The sequence below is a fragment of the Roseovarius sp. YIN77 genome, from assembly GCF_057219155.1.
This window is the reverse complement of the sequence record NZ_JBXVVI010000028.1, coordinates 1-20,931: the sequence shown is the minus strand read 5'-3', so window position 1 is coordinate 20,931 and position 20,931 is coordinate 1. Positions and strand designations below refer to the sequence as shown.

Here is a 20,931-nt window from a genome sequence, read left to right as displayed (position 1 = left end):
GCCCGGTTCGCACCAGCGCGACCATTTGATCCCTGAATTCCGCAGGGTACGGGTTCCTCGTTCTCGGCATGAAAAACATTCTCCTTCATCGATAAAAAGTGTCCATCAAACCGGGGGAACTCCAGAGTTCGCGATAGATCGAAAGCATGGAACGGAAATATTACGCACCCAGAATCTGAGGGCTCTTTCGGTCGCTATCGACCTGGCTGGAAATTAGATCACGGCGCGTGCGTAACCCCAACAAGGCCACGACCCGCGTGTCGACCAGTAGGCCGTATACAAATGAGCGACTTCCGAGAACATGCCAGAAAATCACTTGCGAACAGCAGCCGGTACATACAAAAGAGCCCAAACTACAGAATGCTGCGAGGCGTCTGAATAGTCGCAAGGTGCCTATTTTGTTGAAAAACTCCTGCTTGATTGGTGGGTAGATCGCTGATTCAATTCTCTTATTGATCAGGAGGATTTGCGATGATGGGACCGAGGCAGGAAGCACAGGCGGCGCTGTTTTATGAGTTCTCGCTGGAAAGTCATGTCCCTCAGGATCATCTGCTGCGGTCGATTGACCGGTACGTCGATCTGAGCAGCATCCGTGCCCATCTGACGGATTTCTACAGTCACACGGGCCGCCCTTCTGTTGATCCTGAACTGCTGATCCGGATGTTGCTGGTAGGGTATTGCTTTGGCATCAGATCGGAGCGGCGACTGTGTGAAGAGGTTCATCTGAACCTTGCGTATCGCTGGTTCTGCCGTCTTGATCTGAACGACCGTGTCCCGGATCACTCCACCTTCTCAAAGAACCGCCATGGCCGGTTCCGCGAGAGCGAACTGCTACGGCATCTGTTTGAGATGACTGTGGCGCGGTGTATCACAGAGGGTCTCGTGAGCGGTCAGCGCCTGGCGGTCGATGCCAGCCTGATCGAGGCTGACGCCAACAAGCAAAACTCCACATCCAAGGAAGAATGGGATCACAATACCCTTGATCCGGCCAATGCGCCGCGTGCCGTGAAGGAATACCTTGAGGTGCTGGACGAAGCGGCCTTTGGCGCAGCAACGCCTGTGCAACCCAAGTTTACCTCCCATTCCGATCCGGCCAGCCAATGGACCGCGGCGCGCAAAGGCCCTGCATTCTTTGCCTATTCCGACAATTATCTGATCGACACAGATCACGGTGTCATCGTCGATGTCGAGGCAACCCGGTCAATACGACAGGCCGAAGTTGGTTCCACTAAGACGATGCTGGATCGTGTCAGAGAACGGTTCGATCTGCACCCGGAACGTCTGATTGCCGACACTGCCTATGGCTCGGGACCAATGCTGGGCTGGCTGGTCGACCGCAACATTGCGCCACACATCCCTGTCATAGATAAGGCGGGCCGCAGGGATGGCACCTGGACCCGGGCTGACTTCGAGTGGGATGCTGAGAACAACCAGTACATCTGCCCTGAAGGTCACGCGTTGAAGCAGTTCCGCCGGAACTATTCTGATCCAAAGCGAGGGCCAACGGGCAAGGGTGTCGCCAAATACCGCGGCCTCAAGAACACCTGTCAGACTTGCCCTTCAAAGCAGCGCTGCTGCCCAAAACATGGACTTCAGATCAATCACCCGCGAGGAACACGAAGATGCCCGCCAATTCGCCCGCAATATTGCCAAGACCCGCCAATACAACATCTCCATGAAACTGAGGAAGAAGGTCGAGATGCTCTTCGCCCACCTCAAACGCATCCTCGGTCTCGGACGCCTTCGATTACGCGGTCCCTGCGGTGCAAATGACGAATTCCTCCTCGCAGCCACCGCCCAAAACCTCCGCAAATTGGCCAAGACCTTTCCGGCACCGCAGCATCCAAGAAAAGCCTGAAAACAGAGAGGCTTGAGCGATCAAAGTCAGCGCATCAATGGCGTGCTCAACACTTCGTTTTTCAACAGAATCTGCCGAAAGCCGACATTGACGTCGTCCAACGTTTCAAAGGTGGGAGTAGCTTTCCTGAAAGGTTAGATGGCCGATCACTATTGCCGCGCTGGCTTCCCAGAAATTATTCAGCAAGCACAGGTAATATGCTTGACACCCTGATAACCGGCCAAACCCCAAGGGCCTAGTTCTCGTCCTATGCCGCTACTCTTGAAGCCACCCCATGCGCTGTCGGGATAGACAACCTGAGGCGTATTTATCCAGATCTGGCCCGCTTCGACGCCATTGGCGAGCGTTTTTGCGCGCTCTTCATCAGCGGAGACGACAGTGCCTACCAGCCCGTATTCGGTGGCATTTGCCAGAGCCAGCGCCTCTTCATCCGTGTCGAAACGTGTCGTCGCCAGAACCGGGCCGAAAACCTCTTCGATCCAGACCGGATTATCATACGGTACGTTGCGATAGATTGTCGGGACAACGAAATTGCCGATCGTTTCCTTGCTGATCCCGCCTGTGACGCAATCCAGACCATCCGCCTGCGCCCGTGCCAGATACTCTCTAACTTTGGTATATTGTGCGCGGGTGGTCATGGGCCCCATATCGCAGGTCTCGGCAAAGGGTGAGGCCGTCACCAGCGTTTCGGTTTTTGCCAACAGCGCGTCGATCAGTTTGGCCTCGATGGAGCCATGCACCAGCAACCGTGAGGTGGCAGAACACATCTGGCCGGCATTGAAGAAGATACCGCCGATGATGCAGTCGACCGCGTGATCGATATCGACATCTTCCGTGACGATGATCGGAGCCTTGCCGCCCAATTCCAACGACAGAGGCAGGCAGCGCGGCGCGATGGCTGCCATCACTCTCGCGCCCACCATGTTTGACCCGGTGAACGAGATTTTGCGGAACGCACGCGAGCCGGTCAAAGCGACGCCGACTTCCATCGCGCCGGTCACGATGTTCAGGACACCCGGGGGCAGGCCGATCTCCTGAGCGATTTCGCCATAGACAAGTTCTGCCACCGGGGTCATTTCCGAGGTCTTCATGACCGCCGTGCACCCTGCTGCCAGCGCCGGTGCGATCTTCCACGCGCTTGTTACCAGTGGGAAGTTCCATGGAACGATCATCCCGACCGGTCCCACTGGCTCGCGACGCACCATTCCGATGTGATCGCCCCCGGCATGATCCACGCGGGCATCCTGGCCGGCGTCGAGCGTGTCGGCCAGACTGGCGTAATACTCGAACGTGGCGATGGCATCACCTACATCAATCTCGGCTTCAACCCGGGGTTTGCCGCTGTTGCGCATTTGGATCTCGACCAGACATTCCTGCCGTGACGCCAAACCCTTGGCAAACTCTCGCAGATAGGCCGCACGTTCCGATGAGGCAGTGACCTTCCAGTCAGCGAATGCGCGCGCTGACGCCTGAGCGGCATCTTCTACCTGATCCGCACTGGCGGTTTCGAGCCGCCCCAGAGCATCGCCGTTGGTCGGGTCAATCGGCGTCAGAATGAGTTCCCCCGAACCCCTGACCCATTCGCCGTTGATGAAAAGAGTTTCGTCGCGTCTATGCAAATCCATCGCCGCCTCTCCAAGCTTATATCTCATGGGTGATCGTGCCGTCACAAATGGTCAGGACGACTTGAGTTTGTTCGGTATTCGTTGCGGTCAGTTCGCGGTTAAACATCACGATATCCGCGCGATACCCCGCTTCGATGCGGCCCAGTTGATCATCCTTCAGCACCGCGTAGGCCCCGCCCGACGTATACGCGGCCAGCGTGTCTTCGAAGGATAGCCGCTCATCGCCTAGCCCGTCGCCGATGGGCGTGCGGTTCATCACATAGGTAATGCCGGTTAGTGGTGCCAAAGTGGCAATTGGCCAGTCGGAGGAGAAACAGATAGATGCGCCGGCCTGCTGCAAGCCGCGCCAGAGGTAGGCATTCGGCCAGTCATCCACGCCAATGATGGTTGCAGTCGGCTCCAGAGGAAATTCGCACCCCGGCGGATGCGGTGGCATGACCGAGGCCACGACGCCAAGCTCCGCCAGTCTCGGCAGATCTGACGGGTCGATCAGCTCGATATGTTCGACCCGGTGGCGGCTGTCACGCGCGCCATTGGCGTTACGCGCCGCCTCATACCCGTCCAGGACCGTTCGCACCGCGCCGTCCCCGATGGCATGCACGCTGATCTGAAAGCCGCGCCTGTCAAACTCGGTCGCGAGTTCAATAAATCGTTCGGGTTTGTGCAGCGGCTCGCCCTTGTAGCCAGGCTTGCCCGGATAATCCTGCACGCGATAGGCGGTTTCCATGTCCAGAACACCGTCCATGAAAAGCTTGATCCGCCCACACCAGAGCTTATCCGAGGTCAGATCACGTCGCATTTTCTCGGCAATTTCGACATTTTCCAGCGGCTTGCCGGGGGTAAAGTGATAGGGTAGTTCGACGCGGCAGATCAAATCGCCGGCGTCTTCGATTTCTTTCAGCAAGCCCGCCTGATAGAGGTTCCCGTCCATGTTGATGATGGTGGTGATGCCCTGCGTCGCGCAATATGCAAGACCTTCGCACAAGAGCGCGAGATCGGCGGCGCGGTCTGCCGCGCTTATCGGTCGTTCGGGTTCCGCACCTTTCAGTCCCAACCCTTCGCGCCCGCCATGCCGACCCAGTGTCAGAACCGTTGCCACGGCTGGTGGTTCGGTCAGTAGACCAGTAGCGACGCCGTCGCTGTCCAGCACAATCGCCGACCCAGGCCCGACATCGCGGCCATGCAGTACATCTGCAGCCTCAAGGGCCGCGGTATTGGCCCAGGCATTATGAAAATCGGCGCTTTGCAGCAGCAGCGGACGGTTAGTGCAGATCGCGTCCAGATCATAGCGCGTCGGGTCGGCCCCATCGTCGAGACAACCGTAAGTGACACCCTGGACAATCAGCAGGGATTCATCGGGATTGGATGCGGCGAAATCACGAATGGCGGAGGTAATCTGCTCCGTTCCGGTTACGTCGGCCATTTGCAGGACCTTCTGTGAGAACGCGCCGAGGAAAAGATGCATGTGGCTTTCGACAAAGCCGGGCAGAACTGTGGCGCCCTGCGCGTCGATGATCCGTGTGTCTGCATCGCATAGCTGCCGGACCTCGTCCGCGCTGCCCACTGTCGTGATCATGCCATTCACGACAGCCAGCGCCTCGGCAGTGGGAGATGCGGGGTCCATCGTGCGAATGGCCGCATTCAGGATGGCCAGATCTGCGCTCATGATAACACCTCAGGTCAGCGGAAAACCGAGTTTGGTCACCGCTTTCAGCCACAGATTGCGCCAGCCACCCTTGGCGTCCGCGGTGTCCATCGCGTGCATGGTGATCTGCGCGCCAATGTAGCGTAACGGATCGGGCGGGATCTTGTTGGGCATGGTGCGGGCGAATTCGAGTTGCAGCTCGGGCCGGTCCTCGCCGTTAAGCTTGGCCAGACCCATCTCGGCACCGAAGCGGCTAGTGGAGACGCCAAAACCCGAATACCCGCCGGCATAGACGGCCTTGCCGTCATAGTAGCTCTGGAAATGCACGGCCATACGCGTGGTCAGGGCAATCGGTCCGCTCCAGGCATGGGTGAAACGGATGTCTTCAAGCTGCGGGAATGTGCTGAAGAAGGCCCCGGCGAGGCGTTCATAGGGCTGCGTGGTGCGGTCCAATTCGGGATCGCGCGGGGAGTTCATGAAATACCCAAGCCGCCCGCCGAAAAGAATACGGTTATCTTTGGTCAGGCGCATGTAGTTCAGTTGGGTGCGCGTGTCATAGACACCTTGACGGTTTTTCCAGCCGACCCGCTCTAACTGCTCCTCGGACAAAGGCTCGGTCATCACGATCCGGTCACGCACCATGGCGATGCGGCTGCGGATTTTCTTGTGGCCGTCGGCAAAGGCATTGGTGCCCAGCAACACTTTCGCCGCCTTGATTTCGCCGTCGCGGGTGACTACCCGCAGATACGATCCCTCATCCTCGATCCGCTTCATCGGGCATTCTTCGTAAAGACGCACACCCAACGTGATTGCGGCGCGTTTGAGCCCCCAAGCGAGCTTGGCGGGATTTACGGTGCCGCTGTTTTTCTTGGACCAGAGCCCGCCGTGAAATAGAGGCGAGTTCAGGTGTCCGCGCACGGCCTCCGCATCCAGCAGTTCAACCTCGTGCCCGTGTTTGACATGCAGATCGTATTCCTCCTGAACGACGGGCACGTTTTCCGGGCCGACGGCGACGGTCAGCTCGCCATTCCATTCCTGATCGCATTCGATCTTGTGTCGCTTGATCGTATCCAGAAACCCTTCCATGTTCCGGTGCCCAAGCTGTTCAAGCTGATCCAGATCATTGGGAAAAATCCGCACGGCGTTGTGTAACCCGTGCATGACAGAGGTCGAGACGATCGCGCCGGGGCGCCCTGATGCGCCATATGCAATCTTCTCTGCCTCGATCAATACCACGTCCTGATCCGGGTTCGCTTCTTTCGCGATGATCGCCGCCCAGAGGCCGGTAAAACCGCCGCCGACGATCACCAAATCTGCCTCGTTTCGGCCGATCAGCTGAGGTTCCGTTGCCGGTGCATCGGGGCTGTCCAACCAATAGGGGAACAGGGTTACGTCATTCAGGGCATGGGTCGCAAGCGAAGTCATTTCAGGCTCTTTTGCTGTATGTGTGGTTCAGAAACCCGCCGGAACAAGATGCTTCGGCGGGGAAGGGTTGGTTCATTCGGTGTACAGGATGTAAATCTTGCGCAGCGTCTCGAGCACCTCAAACTTGCCGTCGAATCCCTTGGGAACGATGTAGCGGTCACCGGGACCGAATTCGTTCACGCTGCCATCTGGGTTAGTCAGGGCGACACGGCCTGAGACGACAACGCAAAACTCGTGGTTGTCGGGATAGGCCAGATTTTCGGCATAGGGCGTGCATTCCCAGGTGCCGATGAAGAATTTACCGCCGCCCGCTTCGAGATGAATCGCACCGGTCTCTTCCGCTTTGCCGCTTAGCACGGCTTCAGGCGGCACAACCGAGCATGCCTCCATTGCGCTGCCACTCAGGCCGTCTTTGGAAAGTGGGATTACAGATGTCATATTTTAGACCCTCATTATTTCGGCCATTGCCATGTGATTTATGGGTTAGGATACCTGCCGATCCAGGTTTGGATTGCTGCGCATCACTTGGTCCCCGTCCTAAAGGTTGTGGCTGCTGTCAAAAATTACACTTTGCAATTTGATACATTTGTGGTTTTCAATGCATTCATGAGGATTTCAGGTTCGGACATTCACCTTCTTTCGGTTTTTGACAGTGTTGTACGCAACAACGGCTTCAGCGCGGCGCAGGCCGAACTGGGGCTGAGTCAACCGACCATTTCAAATCACATCACCGCGCTGGAAGAACGCATCGGAGTCAAACTCTGTCAGCGCGGGCGCCGTGGGTTTTTGCTGACCGATAAGGGGGAGATGGTCCACGAGGTTGCCAAACAGTTGATGGATACGCTCAGCGAACAATCCGATCACCTGACGGCACTCAAGGGATCATTGGTTGGTGAATTGAAACTGGCCACAGTAGACTGCGTCGCTTCGGACGAAAATCTGAAACTCCCTGATGCGATCAGGATTTATTCTAAAACTGCTTCCGCAGTTCGATTACGGCTGTTTGTTGAACCGCCGCAAAGTATACTGAGTGGTATCGCAGGTGGGGCATTTCACCTGGGCTTCGGCAGTTTTGACAATCGCATTCAGGGGTTGAGATACGAAACGCTCTACACTGAGTCACATTCATTATATTGCGCCAAGGATCACCCTTTGTTTGGGCTGCCGTCTTCAAAACTAAAACAAGACATGTGTTACGCGTACCCATGGGCGCATCGAGGTTACTGGAGCCGTCAGCGGAAAAAATCCATCAAGATGCATGACCTTGACCGAGTTGTGTTGAATATCGAAGCACAGATTTTACTGGTTCTCAGCGGCAGTTACTTGGGATTGCTACCTGACCATGCGGCGAAACAATATGTTGCGGCGGAACGATTGCGCCGCCTGCCGGAAACCGAAGATGACTTTGCCTGCGAGATGCAGCTGGTTAGCAAATCCGGACCACAACCAAAAATCATCGATAAATTCCGTGAGGTTCTGAAAGCGGAATACGCCTAGCAATACATTTGCCCACGCAAATATTTAAATTCGACCTGCGTTATTTTCGGAAACGACGCCCCCGACTACCCTCCTGGCATAGAGAAGTTCGCAGCCTGACCAGGAGCCCCCATGCCGCACAAGCCAACCAGCCCGTTCAACCAGCCCCTCGGCGGAAACGCCATGCCGCGGTTTGGTGGCGATGGAACGATGATGCGCCTGCCTCTGCAGCGTAGTGCCGAAGGGCTGAACGCCTGTTTTGTCGGCATTCCCATGGATATAGGCACCTCGAACCGCGCCGGCACACGCCACGGTCCGCGCCAGATCCGCGCCGAAAGCTGCATGATGCGACCGTTCAACATGGCAACCGGAGCCGCGCCGTTTGAAAACATGCAGGTGGCCGATATCGGGGACGTGGCGATCAACACGTTCGATCTGAAAAAGACCGCCGACATCATCACCGCGGCATACAAGGACATTCTTTCGCACGACGTTGTCACGCTGACATTGGGCGGTGACCACACCTTGACCTACCCTGTGCTGCGGGCCATCGCTGACAAGCATGGCCCTGTCGCGCTGGTGCATGTCGACGCCCATGCCGATACCAACGAAGAGATGTTTGGTGAAAAGATCGCTCATGGCACACCCTTCCGCCGCGCGGTCGAAGATAATCTGCTGATCAACGACAAGGTATTCCAGATTGGACTACGCGGCACCGGCTATGCCTCTGATGATTTCAACTGGGGGCGCGAACAAGGTTTTACTGTTATCCCTGCCGAAGAGTGCTGGCACAATTCCCTATCGCCATTGATGACCGAGATACGTGGCAAGATCGGTAACGCACCGGTGTATCTCAGCTTCGACATCGACAGCCTGGACCCGGCATTCGCACCCGGTACCGGTACGGTTGAAATGGGAGGACTGACCACCATCCAGGCGCTTGAAATTGTGCGGGGCTGTGCCGGTCTAAACCTTGTCGGCTGTGATCTCGTCGAGGTGTCCCCGCCCTACGATCCCAGCGGAAACACCGCGATGATCGGCGCAAATCTGCTCTACGAAATGCTCTGCGCTCTACCTATGAACTGGAATAACTGACCAATACCCCAAGGAGAAAATCATGAAAACGCTACTTAATCGCCGCTCGTTTATCGGCACGGCTGCAGCGGCCACCGCCCTGCTCTCTGCCCCGTCCATTGCCCGGGCAAACAAGGCACCGATCAAGGTCGGAACCTATGGCGGCTTCTTCGAAGACAGCTTCAAGGAGTTCATCTACCCTGAATTCACAGCGGCAACTGGTATCGAAGTGAACTCGATCGCCGTGCCCACCGGTGAAACATGGTTGGTGCAAATCAAGAACGCGGCACGTGCCAAGCAGGCGCCGACCGATGTATCACTGATGGCCGGTATTCCCCGTCAGCGCGGCATTGAACAAAAACTGTTTAAGACGCTGGACCCTGCCAAGATACCGAACCTTTCCAACCTGTCGGACAACTTCAAGGATTACGACGCAGATGGCAATCTAGTCGCTGTCGGGGCTGTGTCCTGGTACATCACCCTGTGCTCGAACACCGACGAGATCGCCGAAGCGCCGACAAGCTGGGCCGACATGTGGGATCCAAAGAACGAGGATCTACTGGGTCTCCTGGCGTTGTCAACCAACTCTTATCTGTTGGAAATCACCGCAACTACATTCTTTGGCGGGACGGATATTCTGGATACAAAAGAAGGTATCGAGAAAGTCTTTGAAAAGCTGAGTGAGATTAGGCCCAACGTGCGTCTCTGGTATCGTGATGAAGGCGCGTTCCAGCAAGCTTTGCAGGATGGCGAAATCCCAATGGGGCAGTACTATCACGACGTCGCAGGTCTGGCTGCTGCCGAGGGCTTCCCTGTTCGCTCAACTTTCCCGAAAGAAGGCGGCGTGCTGGACTCCGGTTTCTGGATCGTTCCGGAACACGCCGAACCTATTGATGAAGCGCATGAATTCATCAACTACATCAGCGATCCGGCAATTCAGGCATCGCTGTCGCGCAATCTGGGCACCGCTCCGGTTGTTGACCCGTCTCTGACTGACCTTACCGCTGATGAGCTGGCTGCGGTGGCAAGCGACGGGGCGCCGATCTTGCCACGCTACGACATCTACAAAGAGCATGCGGACTGGATCTCGGACAAGTGGAACCAGATGCTGGGCGGCTAAGACCAGACTCACAGAAAGTCCGCATCAAACATGCGGGCCTTCTATAGGACAGGAAAGGAAACGCTGATGAGCGGCCTGAATATTCAGAACGTGACAAAGAAGTACGGCGAAGTCACCGCCGTACAGGATGTGAACCTGCATTTCAACAAGGGTGAGATGATTTGTTTTCTGGGGCCGTCTGGCTGTGGCAAGACAACTCTGTTGCGGATGATTGCCGGGCTGGAAGAAGCCACTAAAGGCACCATCAGCTTTGATGGCAAAGATTTAACCCATGTACCGGTTCACAAGCGCAATATCGGCATGGTGTTCCAGTCCTTCGCGCTTTTTCCGCATTTGAGCGTGGGGGAAAACATCAGCTACTCCATGAAAATCCGCGGCCATTCCCGCTCGGAATGCGAAGACCGTGTAAAGGAGCTACTGGACATGATCCATCTGCCGGGCATTGAGGACCGACGCATCACCCAGATGTCGGGCGGACAGCGGCAGCGGGTTGCGATTGCCCGGGCACTGGCGCTGAATCCCGAGATTTTCCTGCTGGACGAACCGATGTCGGCGCTAGATGCCAACCTGCGCGAGTCGATGCAGATCGAGCTTCGCAGGCTACAGCAGAACCTGGGCATCACCACCGTTGTCGTGACTCACGATCAGACCGAAGCCATGACCATGGCCGATGACATTGTGGTGATGGGACGTGCCCGGGTCCACCAGACCGGATCGCCGATGGATATCTACAAGACGCCGATAAACAAGTTCGTCGCTGATTTCATAGGCACGTCGAACCTGCTTCCGGCAAACCTGTCTGCCGATGGCGCGGTTGCCGTGAATGGTGTCGCCATGAAGTTTGAGAACAAAGCCGATGACGCCCAGGCCGGTGACGTTGTCCTGATGTCGCGACCCGAAGAGGTTTTCGTGCATAAACAGGATAACAAACCCGCAGGCAACGCGCTGGAAGGCACCGTGAATTTCATTCGCGATATCGGGATGACAATCGAAATCCTGGTCGATTGTGATGGTCAGGAAGTCGTATCCGTCATGACCCCTAAAGATTTCCCCGAGGTGGAGCTGGGCGAGAAAGTCTATGTCGAAATGCCCCCCTCTGCCTGCAACATTCTGGCAGCGTGAGGGATGGTTATGACCAACAATAAATCCCTCCCGCAATATCTGACGCTAATACCGTCCTCGGTGATGATCGGCATCTTCTTTGTGATCCCGTTCGCCCTGATACTTGCTGCAAGCGTGGCGGTCCAGACACCCGAAGGAGACTTCAACTATGGATTTGACCTGGCTCATTTTGAACGGTTTCTGACTTGGTTCTATGTCGAACGGGCCTTGTTCTCTGCCGGTATCTGCGCGTTGATCGCTGCCCTCAGCCTACTTATCGCGTTTCCCTTCACTTATATGCTGACGCGGTTTAATGAGCGCGCCAAGACTCTGTGGCTTATCTACATTCTGGCGCAGTTGTCACTGTCCGAAGTTTTGATCGCCTTCAGTTGGCAGGTGCTATTCTCGCGCACTGCGGGAATCGGCAATATTCTGGAATTTGTCAACATCGTGGAAAAATCCTTTGCCATGGCCCCCAGTGCCGGTGCAGTGATTGCGGCGCTGGTCTATCTTGCAGTTCCTTTTGCCATTTTGCTGCTCTACCCGGCGCTCAGTCGCATGGACCGCAGCCTGATCGAGGCAGCCCGTACGCTTGGCACCTCGACTATCGGCACGTTTTTCAAGATCGTGATTCCGGTGAACCGTTCGGCGCTGGTCTCCAGCAGCGTCACGATCTTTGTTCTGACGCTGGGCGCGATCATCGTACCGCAGGTTCTAGGCAAGCCCGAACACTGGACGCTCTCAGTACTGATCACCGATCAGGCGATCTTCAACTTCAACCTTCCGTTCGCCTCGGCGCTGGCTGTTGTCCTCCTGATTCTGAGCGGATCGGTGGTGGCAGCGGTCATGAAATTCGGCGGGGAGAAATAGGATATGAAACTGCTCAGAAACGCATATCTCGCAATCTTCGCGATCTACCTGATCGGGCCGATCTTCGTGATCACCGCCGTATCCTTCAATGCCAAGAAATTCCTGGCCTTCCCGCCGCGTGGGTTCTCGTTCCGCTGGTATGCCGAGATTTTTGTTGATAGCGGCTGGTTCAACTCGTTGATCAGTTCGCTGCTGATTGCCCTAACATCGGCAACACTGGCCGTATTGATAGCCCTGCCGATTGCATATGCGGTGTGGAAATCGGGGCTGCGCTATGCAAAAGCGCTATTCTCGCTTGGTGTGGCACCGTTCATCTTGCCCCCGGTCATCATGGCGCTCGCCTTTCTGCTTCTCTTTTCCAGCATCGGTATGAACGGGTTGATGATCAACGTCATCATCGCCCACGCAATATTCTTGCTGGCATTGCCGTTGGTGACCATCTCGCTTGGCCTTGAAAGTGTGGACCGGGCATTGCTTGAAGCGGCGCAGACCATGGGTGCTGATGGTAAGACCGTCTTTCGTACCGTCATCCTCCCGATCGCCGCGCCCTTCGCCTTTGCGGGCTTCGCCTTCTGCTTCGTACTCAGCCTGAACGAATACATCATCGCGCTGATGACCGTCGGCTTTACGGTGGAGACGCTGCCGATCAAGATCTTCAACGCCCTGCGTTACGGGTATACGCCGGTGATCGCCTCGATCGCAGTGGTGTTCCTGCTGATCAACGTCTTCGTCTTTAGCCTGATCGCCAGATTCAGCAACCTGTCGCGTATCTTGGGCGCGATGGATTAAGTGAGCGAGGTGTAGATGCCATTGATCGACCATCTTAGCGTCGGCGTTGCCGACATCGCTCGGGCCAGGGTCTTCTACGACTCGGTCCTGGCGGCCCTTGGCACAGGCTGTCTGGCCGCGGATGACGAATTCGCGGCCTATGGGCAAATCCGCCCCGAGTTCCTCCTCCTGCTTCCCTATGACGGCGGGGCCCCAACTGGCGGAAACGGCACCCATATCGCCTTTTCCGCAGAGTCGAAGGATGCGGTTGATGCGTTTCACGCCGTCGCGCTCGAGAATGGTGGAACCTGCGAAGGGGCGCCCGGTGAGCGTGATTTTACCCAATGCCGGATGCCTACACCGCCTATGTCAGTGACTCTTTCGGCAACAAGCTCGAGGTTATCTTTAACGGCTTTTCCACTCAGGAAGCCCTGGAAGGGAATACATGAAACTTGCTGTTTTCCAGATGTCGGCCAAGGCTGATCCGGACACCAATCCCGACCGAATCGAAGACGCCATGCGACGCGCCCGTGCGGCTGGTGTGGATGTCGTGGTTGCCCCAGAGCTGGCCCTCAGCGGTTACGGGCGTGGTGACGCGCTCAGAAACCTCGCGCAACCGTCGGATGGCGCCTGGGTCCAGCGCATGAAACAGGCCGCAGTCAGGATTGGCATCGACCTGGTCGCCGGGTTTCCCGAGCGCAAAGATGATGAGTTATTTATCAGCGCGATGGCCGTAAAGGCTGATCCTGATACCGCAACCCATGTCTATCGCAAAACTTTTCTTTATGGCGATTACGAAAAAGAGATATTTCAGCCTCATACCCCATCGGCGGCGATGATTGAAATGCGCGGCATATCCACAGGGTTTCTGATCTGCTACGACGTTGAATTCCCTGAAAATACCCGACGGTTGGCGCAGGCGGGGGCGGATCTTGTCATTGTTCCCACCGCGCTGCCCATGGGGACGGATGGCCGCCATATTGCTAGTCGCGTCATTCCTGTTCGCGCTTTCGAAAATCAGATATTCCTCGCCTATGCCAACCACGCCGGATCGGATGGTCGGTTTCACTACCAAGGGCTGTCATCCATCGCGGCGCCGGACGGGTCGGAACTGGTCAAGGCAGGCGAAGATGAAGAGGCACTGATCTTCGCCGAAATCGACGTCTCGCAGTTTGAGGAAAGCCGTCATGCAAACCCGTATCTGGCCGACCTGAATAAGCGCGGCATCAGCGCGTCGTAACCTGACATTCTGAACAATGAAAACGAACGAGGCAACACCATGGATCTTCCGAATATCGATACAGCAATCACGCGGAAAACCAGCCGGGGCATGATCGGAGAGGTCAGTTATTCCGGTGTCACCAGTTTTGCGCGCTGTAAATACACCAAGGATCTGAACGGTGTGGATGTGGCGATCACCGGTATCCCGTTTGACGTCTCGGTCACGCATCGTGGCGGCTCGCGTTTCGGGCCGCGCCAGATCCGGGAGCTGTCAACGATGCTGGCCTGGGATGCGCCCTATGGTTGGCCGATCAATCCTTTCGAGGCTATGAACATCATCGACTATGGCGATTGCCCGTTTGACCATGGCAAGCTGCAACTGGCCCCAGCTGCGATCGAAAATCACATCAAGACCATTCTCGACGCCGGAGCTGCGGCCGTTTCCATGGGCGGCGATCACTACACAACATTACCGAACCTAAGAGCCCACGCGGCAAAACACGGGCCCTTGTCGGTGATCCAGTTCGATGCGCATTCCGATACATGGTTTGACTCCGACCCGGAACGGATCGACCACGGCACCTTCATGTATCACGCGATTCAGGAAGGGTTGGTCGCTCCTGAACGATCGGTTCAGGTCGGCATCAGAACGCACAATTCCGATACGCAGGGTTTCAATACGATAGATGCGCCGGAGGTTCATGAATTTGGCGCGAACAAGGCGGCAAAGCGGATCAAGGAGATCGTCAGTGACAATAAGGTTTATCTGACCTTCGACATCGACGGGCTTGATCCGGGTTTCGCGCCGGGAACCGGTACGCCGGTGTTTGGCGGGCTGACATCAGGCCAGGTGGCATTGATACTCCGAAAAATCGCAGGAATTAACCTTGTCGGCGGTGATGTTGTGGAAGTGTCGCCTGCCTACGATACAACTGGCGCAACAGCTGTCGCGGGATCGCAGATTTTGTTGGAGATTCTATGTCTCTTAGCGAACAAGTAATAAATTGGATTAGTAGAACTTCTTAAACGTGGAATTGTGGGTTCTATCGTCAAAATTACGATTTGTTTCGACGCGCCAAGAGCGGAAATTCGGCCAGGTTAAACGTTTGGTGGCTTTGTCCGCGAAGCAGACCTTGTATCGTCGCGTGACCAATGACTGCTTCGCGGGACAAAGTGATAATTCACGTTCAATATCCCAAGGTCCGCAATCCACAAAAAGTCAGTGCCAAAACATTAGCGAATAGAGTTTCGCAGATAGCTACTTTACCATGCTTTGCATTGTGCCACTTTTCGCGCAGATTTGGTTTACGTGTGCAACAAGGATGTCTCTAAACAGTTGTGATACCTCGTTGGAGTCTGCCTTTTTTGGTTTGAGCAACCCAAATGTCATCCATTTTTCAGGTTCAATGGGAACAGTGGTTAACTGGTTTCGAAACGGGTGGGCAACCATCTCATCGGCAATTGTGACCCCTGCACCTTCTGCCACCAATGCGCAGGAAAGTTGCGAGGAAGATACTTCGTGCGTTTTGCGTGGCGTTACTCCTGCTGAGTTGAATGTGTCGTCAAGTTGGTCGCGCAGTAATAAGCCATGCATCAGTCTGATAATCGTATCATCCGCCAGCTGACTTGCTGTGATCCCAGCCGAACCAACCAATGGATGGCCCATTGGTAATATCGCCAACGCCCGCACCCGCACAAGGGGGACAGTTCGGATGTCCGGATGGCTAACAGGCAGAGCGCCAACCCCAATATCGTACTCTTGCCCAGCCAACCATTTTCCGGCGTCGCGTCTTGCTCGAACATCTAAACTGACATTGACGTCTGGATGCTCTTGGATAAAGCGGCTCACAGCCGGGGCACATAGGAACTGCGCGATCCTTGGCATAGTGACGATGCGGAGGCTTTCTGTGCGGCCAGCCCGGATTTCACCTGCGATCCTTGGCACCTCATCTAGATTGTCAAGAATGCGGCCCGCTTCACGGTAAAAGGCAATACCTTCCTTGGTCGGGGAAAGACTTCGACCACTGCGGTCGAATAGTTGGAGCTTCAATTCTGCCTCCAGGCCACTTATTAAACGGCTGATGGCCGGTTGGCTTAGATGTATAATTTCTGAAGCGGATGCGATTGACCCCTCAGAGAAGGCATGACGAAATGCACGTAGCGCTTTGATATTCACAATATTAACTCTTGCGTATTTTGCAGCATTAAATGTTACATTTGCAAAATTGGCAATTAAAATTCCTGATAGTTTTGTCGTGTCATTACTTTGGGAGGAGCCCTAAATGAAACGCAGATCATTCCTAGGTGCCGTGGTTGCAGCCACCGCACTTGTTGCAACGTCAACCGCCAGCTTTGCCGCGGATTGGCCCAAACGCCCCATCAATCTTGTGGTCCCTTACAAGGCCGGCGGGGGTACAGACGCCTATGCCCGTGCCATCGCCGCCGCCGCTGAAGGCGTGCTGGAGGTACCCGTTGTCGTGGTTAACAAGCCCGGCTCAGGTGGCCTGAACGGGGCCAATTCGGTCGTGGGTGCACGCCCTGACGGCTATACAATGATGATGACCTCAGGTGGATCGTTTCTGCTGTCTACCATGACACGCGATACAGACATTGATGCATTAGAAAGCTTTGATTTCGTTGCACAAGTCGGGCAGCTTCGCACCTCGCTTATGGTGCCCTTGAACAGCCCGTACCAAACTGTTCAAGACTTGATTGATGCTGCAAAGGCCGATCCCGGATCTTTGCGTTGGGCACATTCCGGCCGTGGTGGGTTTCACCATGTTGGCGGTCTAGGGTTTTTAGCTAACAATGGCATTGAGGCCCAGGACGTGCCCTTTAAAGGTGGTGGCCCGACTCGTGCTGCGTTGATCGGTGAGCAGGCCGATTTTGGTTTCCTCGGGGTGCAGCAGCTTCGCGGATTTGAAGAGCAACTTCGCGCGCTTGCGGTTAACAGTGCTGATCGCGATGCGATCATGACAGATGTTCCCGCCTTCGGCGAACTTGGTATTCCTTTCGCAGCGGTATCTTCCCCGGTGATTGTTTTTGCCCCGAAAGGCACACCGGCTGAGGTCGTGTCGGCCATGGAAGCGGCGCTAGCAGAAATCGCAGCCAAGCCAGAATTTGCAGAACTTTTGGCGGAACGCGGCACTGGCCCGGTTTATGCAAACGGCGCTGATGCAAAGGCCGGCCTGACCGCCATGAAGTCTGATGCCGAACCGTTGGTTCAGAGCCTCACCAATTAAGTAACATTACTGCAGGGTCGGTTAACGCACCGACCCTGTCATAAAACACCATTCAATGCCGGAGGAGTTTGCCATGCGCGGAATGATTGAAGGTACCGTTCTTGCTGTTTTGTCGCTCGTTGCAATTTGGGGTGCGTGGCAAGTTCCCGCTGCCAGCCCCGGTGACACCTGGGCAGGGATTGTTCCATTTTCCGCGTCCGTCGCACTGTTGGTGCTATCGGGAATTATAGTTCTGGGTGAACTACGCATCGCCCAGACAAGTAACGCCCCTACAGCAAGCGATGATGCCGGAACACTGGATATCTTAATCCTCTTTGCGGTTGCCGTGGTCTATCAGCAATCGTTTCGCTGGTTCGGCTACGTCCTGCCAACTGCTGTCGTCGCGCCAATAGTTTTATATATCTTTGGCGTCCGAAACTGGATTGGATTGGCAGTGTCCATCGTGATCTGCCCGATGGTTTTTCACATAATTTTCTTTGAGTTGCTCGGAGTATTCCCGCCCTATGGCGAGGTCTTTGATCTGCTCGACTGGATTCGGGGGTAAGTCTCATGGAAATCTTTCCTGCTTTGTTATCAGTCATCACTGATCCCACGCTTCTCTTTGCCATCGTTCTGGCTGCTGCTGTCGGAATGATTGTCGGCGCCACACCTGGTCTAACGGCATCTGCGGCTATCGCAATGCTGCTGCCAATCACCTTTTATATGACCCCCATTTTCGCGTTGGCGTTTCTTTACGTGATTGGAAAATCCGGCCGGTATGGTGGTTCTGTCGCCGCGATTTTGTTCAACACCCCCGGCACAGCGGCAAGTGCGGCCACCCAGATTGATGGCTACCCGTTAGCTCGTGCTGGCAAGGCTGGAAAGGCCATGAAGGTCGCAACGGTTTCATCGGTTATTGGCGATCTGATGGGGGATGTCATGCTGGTGGTGGGGGTTGGATTCATCGCTGCAATAGCTTTGAAACTCGGCCCTCCAGAAACCTTTGCAATCTATTTTGCGGCCTTTGTGGTTATCGGGTCGGTGATCGGAAAATCCATCACTAAAGGTCTGATTTCGGCTTTGCTGGGTATCTTGGTGGCGATGATAGGGCTTGATCCGATTTCCAGCGAAGAACGTTATACTTTTGGTTCGTTTGAGCTGTCCAATGGCATTGGCCTCGTTCCATTGATGATTGGTGTTTTTGTTCTAGGAGAGGTTTTTGCCCAGCTCGAAGAGCGTAAAAGGATGAAGGGTGAAATTAAGGAAAATGCGATTGATCCAAACGGCCATTCCCTGAGTTACGAAGAGTACAAGCCCTGCCTGCCACACGCCATTCGCGGCGGTTTCATCGGCGCCGGAATTGGCGTCCTGCCGGGATTAGGGTCAGCTATTGCAGCGTTCATTTCCTACGGCGAAGGTAAACGCCGGGCCAAAAACCCAGAGCAATGGGGCAAGGGTGCGTTGGAAGGTGTTGCAGCTCCCGAGGCCGCAAACAACGCAGTTTCCGGACCATCTATGGCACCATTGCTAACGCTTGGTATTCCTGGCTCGACCATAGGGGCAATCCTGCTGGGTGTGTTTTTGATCCATGGCATCCAAGTCGGTCCTACTTTGTTCCTGACGGATAAGGAACTGGTTTATCAACTCTTTGCCTGCGGGATGATCGGGATTATTGCCTATGGCCTGATCGGATATTTCGGTGCAACGCAAGTCGCTCGTTTGATCTTGAAAGTGCCGACTTCTACCCTGTACCCGCTGATCTTTATGACGGCTTTTGTCGCCGCCTATTCGGCCCGTGGTTCGATGTTTGATGTAACAGTCATGACTGTCGCGGGTTTTGCGGGCTGGTTGATGCGAAAGTATGACTTCAATGTTGCCGCATTCGTAATTTCTTTCGTGCTGGCAAAAGGCGCAGAAGAGACATTTCGCCAGGCAATGCTCATGTCAGATGGCGGGGCTCTGATCTTTGTCGAACGGCCAATCGCAGCAGGGTTTATCCTTCTTGGTCTCGCAGCCATGGGTTTCCGTATCCGTTCAATCATGAAAGAGCGTAGGATAGCTGATGGAGGTTTGGGCGATGCTTGAGTTTCGCATCTACCGCGACTGTTTCTCGACGGCCGAAATGCGAAGCATCTGGTCAGAACACGCGACAATTTCAGCCTGGTTAAAAGTAGAACAAGTTCTGGCACGAGCCCAAACTGAACATGGTCTGGTCCCAGAAGATGCCGCAACTGCCATTGAGGCAGTCAAAGCTACCGATCTGGATGCTGAAATGCTTGCGCAAGAGATGGCCTTGGTTGGACGGCCAATTGTGGGATTGGTGAAGCAAATACGAGCGCTGGTGGGCCTGCATGAAAGCCACGTTCACTGCTTGGCCACCACACAGGACATCATGGATACTGCGATGTCCATGCAGATGAAATGCGGTCTTGAAGAAGTCTTGAATGCTACAGATCGGCTGATCGGCTTGCTAGACAACCATATCCACGACAATCCTTCCACCATGTTAATGGGCCGGACTAACGGGCAGTACGCAGTCCCATTGAAATTAGAAACAAAGTTGGCCGTTTGGCGCACCGAACTGGCTCGCCGGGCTGAAGCATTGCAGCAAGCATCCGTTCGCGGTCTCAACGTGCAAATCGGCGGTCCGGTTGGTGACCTGCGCGGTTATGAGGATGGCATCGGAGAGTTGGTTAAAACAGCGGTTGCGGAGAGGCTCAATCTTAGCACTGTCCAACCACATTGGCAAAATGCCCGCGATGGAATAGCCGATATAGTGACAGCGCTCGGTGCTCTCTGTGCATCTCTCTGCAAAATTGCGCATAATATCAACATTCTATCATCCTCTGATATCGCAGAGGTTTCTGAAAGGTACGTGAATGGCAAAGGTGCATCATCTTCAATGCACCACAAGCAAAACCAGCGCGCCTCAGAATTTGCCGAAGCGGTCGCACGGCTAGGTCGGCAGAAGGCCGAACAAATTGGGGAATTTACATTACATGAGCATGAACGATCCGGTGGAGCATGGATCGGGGAATGGGTGATTGTTCCAGAAATATTTTTATTAACGTCTGGAGCAGTAAATTGGATGCAAAACCTGTTGTCCGGATTGCAAATCCATTCATCCAAAATGGCAGAGCGATGTAACCCTACATGAGTAAGGATTTTGCATAACCCATAGCTTTTGGAAATATTGCAACAGTTGTAACTTATGTGGCGTCCTTACCAGACATTCGGGTGAGATGCGGCATTCGGCACTTTGGGCTCGATCCGGACCTTAGCTGCTCGATCAACCAAGGTCAGCTATGGGCTTTTTTGACAGATCCAATGAATATTGCTCTAAAGAAGAACACGAGTGGCCTTGACGTTAAAAAGCCCATGAAATATGAGGTGAATCTGTTGAGCGGGCGTTGTGTAGTGGTAAGACCTTAGCCTTCCAAGCAAGTGTAGTGAGTTTCACTGAGTTGCATGGTGTTGCTATCTCTTTCATTTTATTTATTAAATGATTGCACTGAGTATCACTCAGT

General features: G+C 54.9%; 18 protein-coding genes and 1 pseudogene. 14 read left to right on the top strand and 5 right to left on the bottom strand.

Features of this window, described 5'->3' with window-relative positions; genetic code table 11:
- The first annotated feature begins 471 nt into the window (after positions 1–471).
- Positions 472–1,858, top strand: a pseudogene (locus AC2D8P_RS15695) (IS1182 family transposase).
- Positions 1,859–2,037: 179 nt separating this feature from the next.
- Here AC2D8P_RS15695 and AC2D8P_RS15690 read toward each other — a convergent pair.
- The 4 genes from AC2D8P_RS15690 to AC2D8P_RS15675 form a co-directional block, all read right to left on the bottom strand.
- Positions 2,038–3,510, bottom strand: a complete 1,473-nt coding sequence (locus AC2D8P_RS15690; RefSeq protein ID WP_484703748.1) for an aldehyde dehydrogenase family protein — start codon at positions 3,508–3,510, stop codon at positions 2,038–2,040.
- Entirely contained in the window at positions 3,500–5,149 is a 1,650-nt protein-coding gene (locus tag AC2D8P_RS15685; RefSeq protein WP_484703747.1) for an amidohydrolase, read from the bottom strand. The genes AC2D8P_RS15690 and AC2D8P_RS15685 overlap by 11 nt, the downstream gene beginning before the upstream one ends.
- A gap of 9 nt (positions 5,150–5,158) precedes the next feature.
- Positions 5,159–6,553, bottom strand: a complete 1,395-nt coding sequence (locus tag AC2D8P_RS15680; protein ID WP_484703746.1) for an NAD(P)/FAD-dependent oxidoreductase — start codon at positions 6,551–6,553, stop codon at positions 5,159–5,161.
- Between the two features lie 72 nt (positions 6,554–6,625).
- Positions 6,626–6,991, bottom strand: coding sequence for a cupin domain-containing protein (locus tag AC2D8P_RS15675; protein ID WP_484703745.1), 366 nt, complete (start codon positions 6,989–6,991; stop codon positions 6,626–6,628).
- 168 nt (positions 6,992–7,159) lie between these two features.
- On the opposite strand from AC2D8P_RS15675, the gene AC2D8P_RS15670 reads away from it, so the two are divergent.
- The 9 genes from AC2D8P_RS15670 (at position 7,160) to speB (AC2D8P_RS15630) (ending at position 15,183) form a co-directional block, all read left to right on the top strand.
- On the top strand, positions 7,160–8,050 hold the full coding sequence (locus AC2D8P_RS15670; RefSeq protein ID WP_484703744.1) for a LysR family transcriptional regulator: 891 nt from the start codon (positions 7,160–7,162) through the stop codon (positions 8,048–8,050).
- A gap of 111 nt (positions 8,051–8,161) precedes the next feature.
- Positions 8,162–9,124 carry an agmatinase gene (speB, locus tag AC2D8P_RS15665; protein ID WP_484703743.1) on the top strand — a complete coding sequence of 321 codons (963 nt, stop codon included), beginning with the start codon at positions 8,162–8,164 and terminating at the stop codon, positions 9,122–9,124.
- A 22-nt stretch (positions 9,125–9,146) separates the two neighbouring features.
- Positions 9,147–10,223, top strand: a complete 1,077-nt coding sequence (locus tag AC2D8P_RS15660; RefSeq protein ID WP_484703742.1) for an ABC transporter substrate-binding protein — start codon at positions 9,147–9,149, stop codon at positions 10,221–10,223.
- A 66-nt stretch (positions 10,224–10,289) separates the two neighbouring features.
- Positions 10,290–11,345, top strand: coding sequence for an ABC transporter ATP-binding protein (locus AC2D8P_RS15655; protein WP_484703741.1), 1,056 nt, complete (start codon positions 10,290–10,292; stop codon positions 11,343–11,345).
- A gap of 9 nt (positions 11,346–11,354) precedes the next feature.
- Positions 11,355–12,194 (top strand): ABC transporter permease, encoded by an 840-nt coding sequence (locus AC2D8P_RS15650; protein ID WP_484703740.1) that lies wholly within the window; start codon positions 11,355–11,357, stop codon positions 12,192–12,194.
- Positions 12,195–12,197: 3 nt separating this feature from the next.
- Positions 12,198–12,983, top strand: coding sequence for an ABC transporter permease (locus tag AC2D8P_RS15645; protein WP_484703739.1), 786 nt, complete (start codon positions 12,198–12,200; stop codon positions 12,981–12,983).
- Positions 12,984–12,998: 15 nt separating this feature from the next.
- The gene (locus AC2D8P_RS15640) at positions 12,999–13,445 is read left to right on the top strand and encodes a VOC family protein (protein WP_484703738.1); all 447 of its coding nucleotides are present in this window, start codon (positions 12,999–13,001) and stop codon (positions 13,443–13,445) included.
- On the top strand, positions 13,408–14,202 hold the full coding sequence (locus AC2D8P_RS15635) for a carbon-nitrogen hydrolase family protein (RefSeq protein ID WP_484703737.1): 795 nt from the start codon (positions 13,408–13,410) through the stop codon (positions 14,200–14,202). The genes AC2D8P_RS15640 and AC2D8P_RS15635 overlap by 38 nt, the downstream gene beginning before the upstream one ends.
- A 39-nt stretch (positions 14,203–14,241) precedes the next feature.
- The gene (speB, locus tag AC2D8P_RS15630) at positions 14,242–15,183 is read left to right on the top strand and encodes an agmatinase (protein WP_484703736.1); all 942 of its coding nucleotides are present in this window, start codon (positions 14,242–14,244) and stop codon (positions 15,181–15,183) included.
- 258 nt (positions 15,184–15,441) lie between these two features.
- Here speB (AC2D8P_RS15630) and AC2D8P_RS15625 read toward each other — a convergent pair whose 3' ends face one another.
- Positions 15,442–16,359 carry a LysR family transcriptional regulator gene (locus AC2D8P_RS15625; RefSeq protein ID WP_484703735.1) on the bottom strand — a complete coding sequence of 306 codons (918 nt, stop codon included), beginning with the start codon at positions 16,357–16,359 and terminating at the stop codon, positions 15,442–15,444.
- A gap of 106 nt (positions 16,360–16,465) precedes the next feature.
- On the opposite strand from AC2D8P_RS15625, the gene AC2D8P_RS15620 reads away from it, so the two are divergent.
- The 4 genes from AC2D8P_RS15620 to AC2D8P_RS15605 all read left to right on the top strand — a co-directional run bounded on the left by AC2D8P_RS15620 (position 16,466) and on the right by AC2D8P_RS15605 (position 20,561).
- Positions 16,466–17,425 (top strand): tripartite tricarboxylate transporter substrate binding protein, encoded by a 960-nt coding sequence (locus tag AC2D8P_RS15620; RefSeq protein ID WP_484703734.1) that lies wholly within the window; start codon positions 16,466–16,468, stop codon positions 17,423–17,425.
- A 73-nt stretch (positions 17,426–17,498) separates the two neighbouring features.
- Positions 17,499–17,969 carry a tripartite tricarboxylate transporter TctB family protein gene (locus AC2D8P_RS15615; RefSeq protein ID WP_484703733.1) on the top strand — a complete coding sequence of 157 codons (471 nt, stop codon included), beginning with the start codon at positions 17,499–17,501 and terminating at the stop codon, positions 17,967–17,969.
- Positions 17,970–17,974: 5 nt separating this feature from the next.
- The gene (locus AC2D8P_RS15610) at positions 17,975–19,489 is read left to right on the top strand and encodes a tripartite tricarboxylate transporter permease (protein ID WP_484703732.1); all 1,515 of its coding nucleotides are present in this window, start codon (positions 17,975–17,977) and stop codon (positions 19,487–19,489) included.
- Positions 19,482–20,561, top strand: a complete 1,080-nt coding sequence (locus AC2D8P_RS15605; protein ID WP_484703731.1) for a lyase family protein — start codon at positions 19,482–19,484, stop codon at positions 20,559–20,561. The genes AC2D8P_RS15610 and AC2D8P_RS15605 overlap by 8 nt, the downstream gene beginning before the upstream one ends.
- Positions 20,562–20,931: the final 370 nt, after the last annotated feature.